8 protein-coding genes and 1 pseudogene are annotated in these 14,295 nt (G+C 31.8%); all 9 read left to right on the forward strand.

From position 1 onward, the window contains the following. Positions 1-24: 24 nt before the first annotated feature. Entirely contained in the window at positions 25-1,755 is a 1,731-nt protein-coding gene (locus ACN1AG_RS08085; protein WP_417904989.1) for an ABC transporter permease, read from the forward strand. Between the two features lie 356 nt (positions 1,756-2,111). Beyond that, positions 2,112-3,209, forward strand: coding sequence for a tRNA 2-thiouridine(34) synthase MnmA (gene mnmA, locus ACN1AG_RS08090; protein WP_417904990.1), 1,098 nt, complete (start codon positions 2,112-2,114; stop codon positions 3,207-3,209). 551 nt (positions 3,210-3,760) lie between these two features. Further along, entirely contained in the window at positions 3,761-5,155 is a 1,395-nt protein-coding gene (locus ACN1AG_RS08095; protein WP_367364759.1) for an amino acid permease, read from the forward strand. 5 nt (positions 5,156-5,160) lie between these two features. Further along, positions 5,161-6,417 carry a histidine--tRNA ligase gene (gene hisS, locus ACN1AG_RS08100; protein WP_417904991.1) on the forward strand — a complete coding sequence of 419 codons (1,257 nt, stop codon included), beginning with the start codon at positions 5,161-5,163 and terminating at the stop codon, positions 6,415-6,417. A 172-nt stretch (positions 6,418-6,589) separates the two neighbouring features. Next, entirely contained in the window at positions 6,590-7,033 is a 444-nt protein-coding gene (locus ACN1AG_RS08105; protein ID WP_417904992.1) for a hypothetical protein, read from the forward strand. A 93-nt stretch (positions 7,034-7,126) separates the two neighbouring features. Next, positions 7,127-7,876 carry an IS4 family transposase gene (locus ACN1AG_RS08110; RefSeq protein WP_417904993.1) on the forward strand — a complete coding sequence of 250 codons (750 nt, stop codon included), beginning with the start codon at positions 7,127-7,129 and terminating at the stop codon, positions 7,874-7,876. Between the two features lie 171 nt (positions 7,877-8,047). Then, on the forward strand, positions 8,048-11,755 hold the full coding sequence (locus ACN1AG_RS08115) for a restriction endonuclease subunit S (protein WP_417904994.1): 3,708 nt from the start codon (positions 8,048-8,050) through the stop codon (positions 11,753-11,755). A 96-nt stretch (positions 11,756-11,851) separates the two neighbouring features. Next, positions 11,852-12,583 carry an outer membrane protein gene (locus tag ACN1AG_RS08120; RefSeq protein WP_417904995.1) on the forward strand — a complete coding sequence of 244 codons (732 nt, stop codon included), beginning with the start codon at positions 11,852-11,854 and terminating at the stop codon, positions 12,581-12,583. 145 nt (positions 12,584-12,728) lie between these two features. Beyond that, a pseudogene (locus ACN1AG_RS08125) lies at positions 12,729-14,285 on the forward strand (methyltransferase regulatory domain-containing protein); the annotation flags it as partial. Positions 14,286-14,295 lie beyond the last annotated feature (10 nt).

A 14,295-nucleotide genomic window follows, 5' to 3' on the forward strand; every position in this document is an offset into this window, starting at 1 on the left:
GCTGCTTAAGTTAAGGTTAAATTAATGATACATTCTATAAAATATTCAAAAAAAACTCATTCCAATTTTATCTTCAATTTATTAACATTTTTGATAATCGCTAGCATCCTTATCTTTATTGCCTGGGGTTTAAAGCAGATGGCAGCACCAATAGATGTATTAGAGCAGCAACCAGTAACTCTAGAGTATAGTAATCTTTTTCAGTATTCTCTTAGAACACTTTTGAGGATGCTAATTGCGGTAATTGTCTCATTAATTTTTACTTTTATTTATGCCAGCCTAGCTGTTAAAAGCAAGAAATGTGAACAAATATTAATTCCGTTACTAGACATTCTTCAATCTCTTCCTATTCTTGGATATATTTCTTTTACAGTTACAGTTTTTTTAGCTCTTTTCCCGTCAAGTATTATGGGAGCTGAATGTGCAGCGATATTTGCCATTTTTACATCGCAAGTTTGGAACATGACATTTAGTTTTTATTATTCGCTTAAGAATATCCCACAAGAATTGCATGATGCAGCATATATTTTTAGAATGTCAAAATGGAGGCAATTTTGGCAGGTCAGCGTTCCATATGCAGTGCTAGGATTAGTGTGGAATATTGTAGTATCAATATCTAGTGGGTGGTTTTTCGTAGTAGCTTCAGAGGTTATCACAGTTGGCAATACCCATATAATCTTGCCTGGAATAGGATCATATATTGCTTTAGCAATTATGCAGAAAAATCTTTATGCAATTAGCTTAGCAATTATGTCAATGTCACTGGTGATTATATCATATGATCAATTGCTACTTAGACCTCTAGTGGCATGGTCTGATAGATTTCGTTATGAAATGAATGCAGGTAACAATGCACCGCATTCTTGGGCATTAAATTTATTTCAAAGAAGTTTGATTATTCAAAAATTATTCTCCCCTATTGCTTATATTGCAAAACTTATACTTTATCTCCCCATACTTAATCGTTATAACGAAATAAATTCAAGTTCGTCAAATAATTTTTCCAATAATCCTTCGTGGAGCGATTATTTATGGTATACTATGCTGGGCGGCATAGCATGTTTTTCAGCCTATTACATATATCATTTTTTGCATTACGATATTGGTTGGTCTGAGCTATTGAATGTATTTGTTTTAGCATCAATTACTATGTTACGTGTGGTAGTACTTATTATTCTTGCAGCAATTATATGGGTACCGATTGGTATATATGTTGGACTAAATCCTAGAGTAACAGCTATTGTACAACCACTAGCACAATTTTTTGCAGCTTTTCCAGCAAACTTATTATTTCCAATTGTCTTTATAATTATTACTCGTTACGATTTAAACCCTAATATTTGGCTTAGTCCTCTGATGATTATGGGAGCTCAATGGTATATATTATTTAATGTTATAGTAGGAGCATCTACTATTCCCAATGATCTTAAAGATGCCACAAAAATTTTTAGAGTCAGTGGTTGGAATTGGTGGTTCAAAGTAATGTTACCGGCAATTACCCCATATTTTATAACAGGAGCAATAACTGCATCAGGTGGGGCATGGAATGCTAGTATCGTGGCAGAAATTATTAATTTTGGTGATCAGAAAATAGCAGCAAGCGGTATTGGAAGTTATATAGCTGAAATGACAATAAAGGCTGACTTTAATAAAATAGTCTTAGGTATGGGCATTATGGCTCTATTTGTAGTATTGCTTAATCGTTTATTTTGGCAACCGTTAAATGAGTATTCTATTAAAAGATTTCAGCTATAATTCTATGAATCTAGAATATCCGAAAATTCTCAAAAAAGCCTATTGCATTTAACTGTAAAGTTATTATAATATAATGTTTCGTTTAGCTAACCTCAATTCGATATAAGAATTGTTAATTCTTATATCGAATTGGCTTGTTATAAGGAAAAATGCATTCTTGAAGCGGTTCTACGAATGCATTTTAATCTATTACCGCTAATAATCTTATTTTTATATTGTATAAAAATAAGATTATTAGCAAATTAATATTTAACAATCAGGTGAAGAACCGCTTCAAACCTGATTGTTTCTATATGTATCCCTGAATTCGATGTAACAAGTTACATCGAATTCAGGTTAGCTAGGCTAGCAATACAATGAATAATAGAATAAACAATCCATCTACGATAGTAGTTGCAATGTCTGGTGGGGTTGATAGCTCAGTAGTGGCTGCTATGCTCCATGAACAAGGTCATAAAGTCATTGGTATAACTTTACAATTATATGATCACGGTATAGCTACCAAGAAAAAAAATGCCTGTTGTGCTGGACAGGACATTTACGATGCAAGAATGGTAGCAGATAAATTGAACATTCCGCATTATATCTTAGACTATGAGTCTAAATTTAAAGAATCAGTAATTGATGACTTTGCTGATAGTTATATTAAAGGCGAAACGCCCCTGCCCTGCATAAAATGCAATCAGTCAGTTAAATTTAAAGATCTGCTAAAAGTAGCAAAAGATTTAGGGGCTGACTGTCTTGCTACTGGTCATTACGTTCGAAAAATCGAAGGTATAGGTGGGGCAGAATTACATACTGGTATTGATGCTGGAAAAGACCAAAGTTATTTTTTGTTTGCAACTACTTTGGAACAACTAAATTATCTATCTTTTCCTTTGGGCGGATTGAGCAAAGAGCAAACAAGAGATTTTGCTAGTAAATTTAATCTAAGCGTTGCCGATAAACCTGATAGTCAAGATATTTGTTTTGTACCGGATGGTGACTATAGGAAAGTAATTAGTGGTATACGAAACAATGCTAATGAGCAAGGTAAACTAATTCATGTAGATGGCTTTGAACTTGGCACACATAATGGTATAATAAATTATACTGTAGGTCAACGTCGTGGGCTTGGCATAGCCTTTCAAACACCACTTTATGTAGTAAGAATTGATCCTACTACAAAAATTATATATGTTGGTCCAGATTCAGCATTAGATTCAACCGAATTTACTATTAAAGATGTTAATTGGCTTGGTAAAAAAATGACCGAGCAAGAAGAAATTGATGTAAAAGTTAAGATTCGTTCGACTCGACCTGCTACCTTTGCCAAGATTAGTAAAATAAGTCATACAGAAATTAGAGTAAAGTTAATGTCTGCAGAAAAATCTGTAACTCCTGGTCAAGCTTGTGTCATATATGATAATGATCGAGTCCTTGGGGGGGGATGGATTACTAGAGAGATTGTATAAATCCAATTTCAAAAAAGTCTATTTTTATAAAATAAGTAATCTTAGCACTATAGTTGTAGTTATTCACAATGTTGTCATCCCTATGAGGCATTGCCCGCATGAATCACTAGTATGTCATTCTCAGCAATGGCGGGAATCTATAATATCTAATAGCCTTTGCAGGTTATTTTTAGACCCCTGCCTACGCAGGGGTGACATCGTTTCTACTACTGATAGTCTAGTGATACGAACAATGTTGTCATCCCTGCGAAGGTAGCGGGATATAAGAAAGTGTCCTTTTAAGCTATTTATACTTTTTTAGACCGCTGCCTACGCAGGGGTAACATCGTTTTTACTACTGATAGTCTAGTGATACAAACAATGTTGTCATCCCTGCGAAGGCAGGGATCTAAGAAAGTGTCCTTTTAAGCTATTTAGACTTTCTTAGACCCCTGTCTACGCAGGGATGACATAGTTTTCACTACTGATAGTCTAGTGATACGATACTACAACTGTAGTATTAGATTGATACACCCTTCTAGGGTTTTCTACTATTAAAATCGGAGGAATTAATGAGCTTTTTAACAAAAAAAAGTTTTGAATCAATAAAAGAGCTAGGTAATACTAGTGGCCTTAGTAAAACTTTAGGAGCATTTGATCTAATATTATTAGGACTTGGTGCTATAATAGGCACAGGTGTATTTGTAATAACCGGTATAGTCGCTGCCACATATTCCGGTCCTGCCGTCATGCTATCATATGCTATTGCCGGTGTAACATGCATCTTCGTTGCCCTTGCATATACAGAGCTTGCCACAATGTTACCTACTTCTGGTAGTGTGTATACTTACTCTTATGTAGCTTTTGGGGAAATATTTGCTTGGTTAATTGGTAGCGTCATTGTATTAGAACTTGGTTTTGCTGCTGGTGTTGTTGCAGCCGGTTGGTCCGGATATGTTCAGGCAATATTGTCAGCAGGCGGAATATATTTACCTAAGGCTTTAACTGCTGTACCCGCGAATGGTGGGATGATAAATTTACCAGCTTTTCTTATTGTAGTATTTATCTCTTTTATTTTATATTTAGGAACAAAAGATAGTAAAAGACTAAATGCTATATTGGTATTTATAAAAATGGCAGCTATCTTTGCTTTTATTGTATCAGCTGCTCCACATTTTAATGCTACAAATTGGCAGAATTTTTTACCTTTCGGCTTTAATAATATGCTAGTTGGTGCATCTATCCTATTTATTGCTATGACAGGTTTTGGTACGATAGCCGCTACAGCTGAAGAATGTAAAAACCCCAACCGTGATTTAATGATTGGCATTATTGGGTCATTAGTAATTTCAACAATAGTATATGTTATAATAGCTGGTTTGGCCACTGGTATAGCACCTTTTGATCAACTTAATAATGATCAACCACTTGCTTATGCACTTAGTCTGAATAGCAGTAATGTTGGTTCGGCAATTGTTGCTACTGGTGCTGTCGCTGGTATGACTACAGTACTAATGATGAATATTTATGGTACGTCTCGTATCTTTTATGCAATTGCCCGAGACGGGTTACTGCCAAAAAGTTTTGCAAAACTTCATCCTAAATATGATAGTCCGTATATTACTATTTTAATATTCTCTGCACTTGCTGCATTATTAGGGGGATTTTGTCCAACTGCAATTCTTATTCAGCTATCATCTATGGGAGCTCTAGTAGATTACATGGCAGTTGCTATAATAGTTATGTTGTTTAGAATAAAAATGCCGGGTGCAACAAGACCGTTTAAATGTCCTGCTGCATTTATCATTATCCCATTTGTTTTAGTAGCTTGTCTATACTTACTAGTTATACAAATAGTTGATGGTGAGTTTAATTTAATGACTGCGGGGAAAGCACTAATATACTGGTTTGTAGCAATGTTTATTCTGTATGTCATTAGATCATTTTTTATAAAACGAGAGGTTTAATTTGTATGAGTGATAAATTACAATCTTTACGTGGTACGAAAGACCTACTACCTGAGGATTATCTAATTCACGATTACATAATAAACACAGCCAAACATATAGGTGAGCTTTATGGTTATCAAGCCATAAGTACACCTATCATTGAATATACTAAAGTCTTTGATCGTACACTTGGAGAAACTTCTGATGTAATAAGTAAGGAAATATATAGTTTTCTTGATAAAAGCGGTAATCATATCTCTCTTAGACCGGAATTTACGGCTGGCATTATCAGGGCTTTTATATCTAATAATCTGCAACAAACATTACCTATTAAATTTTTCTCAAGCGGCCCAGTGTTTCGTTATGACCGACCACAAGCTGGAAGACAAAGGCAGTTCCATCAAATAAATTTTGAGTATATTGGTGGAGAAGGACCTAGCACCGATGCTGAAACAATCAAGCTTGCATTAGATATTCTTCGGACTTTAGAAATAGATCAAGATACAACTTTAGAAATAAACTCACTGGGTTGTACTGCAACTCGTGCTGTTTACCAACAAAAGTTGGTAGAATATTTCAATGATTATAAGTCAGAATTATCAGAAGATAGCCAAAAGCGGCTTATCAAGAATCCAATGCGTATATTAGATTCAAAAGATGAGAACGATAAAAAAATAGTTGTCAATAGCCCCCTCATGTCCCAATATTATAGCAGTGATGCTGCAAAATATTTTGACAATTTACTAAAATACTTAGATTTACTCAATGTAAAATATATCATTAATCCAAGATTAGTAAGGGGACTTGACTATTATTGTCATACAGCTTTTGAGTTTACTACTAGCAAACTTGGTAGTCAATCGACAGTTCTTGCTGGTGGCCGCTATGATGGGCTGAGCAAACTTATGGGAGGTCCTGAAGTAAAAGCCATTGGCTTTGCTGCTGGAATTGAACGCCTTAGCCTAATGAGAGAGTACCACATATCTAAACCAAGACCAGTATTTGTCTTTCCCATCAGCGACAATAATTTAGAATATTGCTTAATTTTAACAAATCAATTGCGTCAAAAAAATATTCCTGTTACCTTAGATACTAACGGCAAAATAGCTAAAAGAATGGTACGAGCTAACCTACAAAAGGCTAAATATGCTATTTTTGTTGGCGATAATGAACAAATGAGCAATAATTTAAAATTAAAAGATCTTGATAAACAACAAGAATATCTATTGCAATTTGAACAAATTATGGAATTATTAGGTTCTGTGAACATTTCTACGTAATGAGTAGATTTATAGGCATTTTCGCTCGCAGAATCGCAGCGTACTCAATGTACGTGAGGATTCGAGTACCACAACTGTCGAAAGTTTGAAGGTAGAGGGGGTTTTAGAGGATTTTCATAAGTAAAAAAGTAGATATAATCAAGTATTAGTAAACATAAAGAGGCTAATACAAATGAATATATCGGAAATAATGAATTTAATAGATAAGGAAAAATTAGAGGAATTAGGAACATTATATAAAGTTGATAAAATCAATAACAAAATTACAGGAAAATTCATTGTTAAAAATTTTGTAAAATGCGTTCTTATGAAAAGAGCTGTTAGTTTACGCTCATTAGAGATGCTATGTAATAATAGCAAAGAATTGTCTGAGTTGTTAAAATCAAAAAGACCAAACAAGAAGCAAGTAGATCATAGTTCTATTGGTAAGAGGTTGGAAAGTATAAACGTTAAATATTTTCAAGGAATTTATGAAGATTTAGTAAATAAATATAACAATAAATTTGCAGGAAATGATAAACAAAAATTTATAGTCAAACCTATTGAATTAGGTGATACAAATTTTGTGTCATACCTGCGAAAGCAGGTATCTAGATTCCCGCCTACGCGGGAATGACAATTTACAATTGTTATGTTCTTTGTCACCTAATCCTATGGGCTTAACTATAATATATTTGATTCAATAATTATTAGTTTATCTAGTAAATTATTGAAAGATGGTATAAATGCTGGAGGGAAGGAAACAGCTAGGCATATTAAGATTAGTGTTGGATTAAAGAATTCAATACCAAATAGTATAAGATTTTGTAATGGACAATCGGAAGTCAGCGAAGATATAGCATTAGTTAAAGCGATTAACGAAGCTAAGATAGAAAAAGAAGATGTATTGCTATTTGATAGAGGAGTGTCAAGTGCAGATAGTTTTAGAGAGTTAGATAAGCAAGAAAAGAAATTTATTACCCGTATAAAGTTAAATAGAAAATATCATTTAGTTAAAAGAAACGATATAGTGAATGCAGGGAATTTAGATATTACAAGTGACGAAATAGTAAATCTATATAACAAGAAACATCAGAAAATTAATTGTAATTTAAGGTTAATTAAAGCTAAAAATGTTGCTAAAGATGAGTTATGGTTTTTGACTAACATATTAGATTTATCTGCAGAGGAGCTTGCTGAATCCTATAAGGAACGCTGGTCTATAGGAGTTTTTTTCAAATTTATCAAACAAAATTTACAATTTAAGAATTTTGTCAGTCATAATATGAATGGAATGCAGGTATATTTATATTGCATTTTAATAGCAGCAATTTTGTTTATAATTTTTAAAATTAGTAATAAACTAACAGGATTTAAGATGGCGTTATTAAAGTTTACTTTGTTCATTGAGAAGGAACTTATTAAAGATATTGTACTTTTTTGTGGCGGTAATCCAAACTTGGTGGAGCTGAAAATATGATCCCCTTCGAACTTTCGACAGTTGTGATTCGAGTACCGGATCGACGCACAAATTACCAGCAGAAGTAGAGTTTCGAAAGATATCTAATAAATAAAAAGATAATAGTCAAGTTAGTAATAGAGTATATGTATTCATTAATAACTACATTAAAAGAATTTTTTGCTTGGTTCTATGAATATTGAATTTGTCAAGAAATGGCTAGATAGTTTAGGTTTTGTTTTAAAAAACGGAACACAAAACTCTTTTTCTAAATTTTTTAAAACCTATGAAATCACTGTAACTTTAAATTCTGAAAGAATAGAAAAATCAATTATCGACTATAAAGCAGAAATAAAACTTCACAGAAATACAACAGCTAATTTCTCTCAATCCGAAAATTTGGTAATCTTGGAATGCGTTTGTAGATTGCTTGAAAAGGGGTATAGCCCAAATTCAATTGAATTAGAAAAAAGCTGGAACTTAGGACATACCGGCAAAGGTTTTGTTGATATTCTTGTTAAGAACGCAGAAGGTAACTCACTCTTCATGATAGAATGTAAAAACTGGGGGGAAAGTTTTAATAAAGAAAAGAATAAAATGTTTAGGGACGGTGGACAACTTTTAAGTTATTTTAGGCAAGATAGAAAAGTAAAAGCTCTTTGTCTTTATGCTTCCAAGTTAGCGGGAGATAAAATTGTTTATACAAATGAAATAATAGATACAAGCAGTCTAAATGGTGAAAATGATACTGAGATTTTTAACTCTTGGGATAAAACATTTAATAAGAAAGGTATTTTTGAAAATAGTATAAATTGCTATGAGTTCAAAAATATTGGTCTTACATATGATGATTTAGATGATTTAGAGCTTGCTGATGGTCAAACAATTTTTCATCAATTTGCAGAAATTTTAAGGAGGCATATTGTCTCGGATAAGCCTAATGCTTTTAATAAAATATTCAATCTTTTTATTTGCAAAATACAAGATGAAGATACAAAATCAATAGATATAAACATAGATTTAGATTTCCAATTTAAAGTAAATGATAATTTTGAAAGTTTATTTGATCGATTAAATAATCTTTATAAGAAAGGATTAAGTAATTATATCAACATTATTGTTCCAGATGTTAGTAGTGCAGAATTTGAGGCAGTGATTGAACATGCTCAAAATGCAGAATTAAGAAAGACTTTTTATAAGCTAAGATATTACAGAAGCTCTCAAGAATTTGCATTTAAACACGTATATGACGAAGATACTTTTATAGATAATGCTGAAATTGTTAAGGAAGTTGTAAAACTACTACAAAAGTTTAAGATAAAATATTCAAAAAAACATCAATATTTGGGAGATTTCTTTGAATTATTACTTAATACTGGCTTTAAGCAAGAATCTGGACAATTTTTTACACCAATACCTCTGACAAGATTTATTTGTAAATCTCTACCTATTAAACAAATAATAGATAAAAAAATAGAGAGTGATATAGATTTCTTGCCTTATGTCCTAGACTACGCCTCTGGCTCTGGACACTTTATAACGGAAATAATGGATGAGATAGATATCTATGTAAATCAAATAAAAGACGCTGATATTAAAGCTGGCAGAAATGCGATTAATAACTTTAATAGTCAAAGTAAAAATCTAAAATGGGCAAAAAATTATGTTTATGCAATAGAAAAAGACTACCGTCTCGTAAAAATTTCTAAGGTCAGCTCCTTTTTAAATGGTGATGGAGATGCTAATGTAATTTGTGCTGATGGACTAGCTCCTTTTGATAACGATAAATACAAAGGGAAACTTTACAAAAAAGAAAAAGGGAAAGAAAATAATGTTTTTGATATAATTGTAGCAAATCCACCTTATTCAGTAAGTGGATTTAAAAATACTGTAAAGAACGGAAAAGATACTTTTGAATTGTTTAATTCTTTAACAGATAAATCATCAGAAATTGAATGTTTATTTATTGAAAGAACAAAACAGCTAATGAAAGATGGTGCTGTTGCAGGTATTGTTTTGCCAATTTCAATATTAACAAATGGTGGTATTTACGAAAAAGCAAGAGAAATTATTTTAGATAATTTCTCTACTAAGGCGATTGTTTCCACTGGTTCTAGTGCGTTCATGGCAACAGGAACAAAAACAATCATCTTATTTTTAGAAAAACGCCAACACTCTGAATTTATTCAAATAAAACATATCGTAAACAGATTTTTTACCAATTTTAATGATGTAATTTGTGGTGGAGTTCACAACGCTTTTTCAACTTATGTAAGAAATGTTTATGAAGATTTAACTTTTGAAGATTATGTAAGTATTTTACAAAATAAATCAACAAAGAATGAACAAGAAAATGTATTAACTAAAGAGTACCATTCTCTTTCTTACAATGAGATTATTGAACTAGAAAAACAGAAACTGATTTATTTTATCACAACTTATTCTCAAAAAGTTGTTTTAGCTGATAGCGGTGAAAAAAATATTGAAAAAGAATTTTATGGATATGAATTTTCAAATCGGCGTGGAAGTGAGGGAATTTATATTTATAAAGATGAAGAAGGTAACTTAAATTCAAAACTCTATAATCCTGAATTCGAAGGTCTTGAAGACCCGAACAAGTTAAATAGCTATATTTTAAGGAATTATAAAAAAGATAGTAAAATTGAACAAAAAATTGCAGAAATTCAAATTTCCGATGATCATCCACTGAAAGAACATATACATTATGTTCGTCTTTCGCAGTTAATGTCGTTTGATTTAAAGAAATTTGATAAGTCAATCAATCTAAACAAAAGGGATAATTTAAAAATTGAAAGTAAGTGGAAATTAGTGAAATTAGGAGAGGTATGTGAAGATATTATAAGTGGCTCAACACCTTCAAAACGCATTAGAGAATACTGGAATAGTAAAGATATTAATTGGGCAACAATTAAAGATTTTACAAGTTTGTATATTGAAAACACAATGCAACATATATCGAGAAAAGGATTAGATAAAGTCAGAATTGTACCAGTTAACAGTGTGTTACTTAGTTGTACAGGGACGATAGGTAAGGTTGCTATAAATAAAATTGCATTAACAACTAATCAGCAAATAAATAGTATTGTATGTAAAAATATTCTAAAACCTGAGTATCTTGGATATTTTTTTGAAAATAAAACTAATTCTTTAAGTGTTTTAACAGATAATGTTGGAGTAAAACACGTCAATACTCAAATGTTAAGAGATTTTTTAGTTCCTCTCCCCCCTATTGAAATCCAAGAAAAAATTATAGGAGAAATCACAGAAATTGAGAAAAAAGAATGTGAAGCAAAGCAAAAAATTAATAAATTACAAGACAGAATTAACAAGATATTCGAATATCAAAAAAACACTGTAAGTGCTAAAGAAATCGCAATTAAAGATATTGCAAAAAGTTTATTTGCTGGAGGTGATATTCCGAGAGAGAATTTTTCAAAATCGAAAACAGATGAATTTCAAATACCGATTTATTCCAATAATGTAACAAAAGCAATATATGGTTATACAAACATTGTCAAAGTTAACGAGCCGTGTGTTACAATAACTGCCCGTGGAACAATAGGTCATGTTGAATTTAGAAATGAAAAATTCTATCCGATAATTAGATTAATTGTATTAATACCAAAAATAGAAGTAGCAAATCCTCTGTATTTGAAATATATCCTAAGTAGAATAGGAATTAAAAATACTGGTTCAGTAATACCCCAATTAACCATACCTAAAATATCTGATGTAAAAGTCCAACTACCATTACTTAAAATCCAAGAAAAAATTGTAAAAGAAGTTGAAGAAATTGAACAAAAAATTGAACGAGCAAAACAATTTCTAATAAATGCAAAAGAAATGAAACAAGAAGTATTAAATAAACATTTGAAGTAACTAAATTAGACGGAAATACAACAATAAAAAATTTTTCATATTGACCTATCAGTAGATAATTATATAATCCACGCTTTCAATAAGTGTAAAATTATAATGATTAAATTACAAAAAATATTATTTACAACTTATATATGTTTCTTAGTTTTTGTGAATGCTCAGGCAGATGAGATTACAGCTGATCAAAGATTTTTTTATATTGGCACTGAAGCTGGCATAGTAGAGCCAGTGGTGAGAAAGTTTCGTCATAGTTCAGGTAGTGATTTTACTTTAAAAAGGTCTAAGATGTATAGCGGTAAGATTGGTTATAGCTTCTATCCGCAAATGGCAATTGAGTTTTCGGTAACACATCAACCAAAATATCGACTACATTATGTTTTACCACAAAAAGAACTAGCTCCCTCTCTAATTATACCACAAACTCCAGGGATCACTAAGGTAATTTCTAACTTATATATGATTAATCTAGTATATGATTTCGATAAAGTGAAGGAAATAACCCCTTTTGTCATATTAGGTGCTGGGGTGGCACGGGTAAAAGTTAGCTCTGCTTCCTCTCGTTGGGATTTAATGGATGTAGAGTATTTTAGAATTAAAACAACTCGTAGTAATTGTTTTGCTTGGCAAGTGGGCCTTGGATTTTCTAAGGAGTTATCTAGCAATTTTAGCATTGATGCAGCAGTAAAATTACAAGCTGCTCATTCAATAAAGATTAAGTATGCTACTTTGGATATGAAAACCCAGCAATTTATACCAGCCACTCCTATTAAAAAGACCATAGGGGTTGGAGAATTTGGTATAGGGTTTACTTATAGGTTACCAATTTAATGCAAGAAGACTATTAGTGTATTGAATTTTTTAGTGTATACTAGTAAAAATTTGAAAAATTGATAGCAAAATACGGTGTCATCCTTATTTTGTTTTACGTTATGGAGAATATATGACTACTAATTTAGAACTTACCTCAGTACCTCATAATACATACGATGAAGTGCCTTACGAGAGTTATCCGTATGCCTTAACCAACCCATATCACCTACGGACGCTTGCTGTTTTATTTGGGATGAAACCAATAGCAATTGAGACTGCACGAGTTCTAGAGCTAGGATGTGCTGCAGGCGGGAATTTAATACCTCATGCTGTTAATTATCCTAAAGCACACTTTGTTGGAGTTGATCTATCTAAAGTGCAAATAGATGAGGCTAATAAACATAAAGAAGGATTAGCTCTTAAAAATATAGAATTCCGACATTGTTCTATTACAGATATTGATGAATCATTTGGTAAATTTGATTACATAATTGCTCATGGAGTAATCTCTTGGGTACCAAAATTTGTTCAGGATAAGATTTTTGAAGTAAGTAGTAAAAATTTATCAGAGAATGGCATCGCGTATATTAGTTATAATACACTACCTGGTTGGAATATGGTTCGTACCATAAGAGATATGATGCTTTATCACTCAAATACGTTTAATAACATTAAAGATAAAATTGCTCAATCTAGATTGTTACTTGAATTTGTTAAGGATAGCTTGGAAACTTCCGACTCTCCTTATGCTCAAGTGTTAAAATCTGAAGCCAGTTTGCTTGCCAAACAAAATGACCATTATTTGCGTCATGATCATCTAGAAGAAGATAATGTACAATATTATTTTCATGAATTTATGGATGAGGCTAGAAAAAATAATCTACAATATCTTTCTGATTGTAGTATAGCTAGCATGTATTTAGGAAATATGCCGGCAAAAGTGGTGGAGAAATTACAAGCGATAAATGATATTGTTAGAACTGAACAATATATGGATTTCATTACCAATCGTCGATTTAGATCAACCTTACTTTGCCATAATAGTGTTAAATTAAATAGATCTATTAATAATGAGGATATTAATAAATTTAATATGACATTTAATATAGTGCCAGAAAAGCCTCTTGTTGATATAGATCTTAATTCACTTGAAACAGAGAAGTTTTTTTATAATGGTAATAAGGATAATAGTTTATCAACATCTTCTCCTTATATGAAAGCAATACTCTATACTTTCTCTGAGAATATCAATAACCCAATGAGTTTTGATAAAATTGCCGTGAGTAGCAATAAAAAATTACATGGAACAAAATTGAATGAAATAAAGGCTGAGTTCTTAGCTAATGCCATGAAATTAGTATTGCAAGGATATATTAATATAACGTTACAGGTAACTCGCAAAGAAGTAGATCTTAATAAACCTAAAACATCAAAGCTTATTGCATACCAAGTAGCTCATACACCCAATATGTGGGTGACAAATCAAAGACATGAGGTGGTAGCTATTAACCTTTTTGAAAAATTTGTTCTACAATATATGGACGGTAAGCATGATAATAAGCAAATAATTGAATCTGTCATGCAGCATGTTAATTCTGGTGAGATGACATTAAGCCGTGATGGTAAAAAAATAGAGAATATTGATGAAGTCAATAAAGAATTAGAAACATTTTTGCAACCTACACTAACTAGATTTGTGACTAATGCTCTGCTGATTTAAAGATAAGATA

The sequence above is a fragment of the Candidatus Tisiphia endosymbiont of Micropterix aruncella genome (assembly GCF_965178575.1).
GTDB lineage: Bacteria > Pseudomonadota > Alphaproteobacteria > Rickettsiales > Rickettsiaceae > Tisiphia.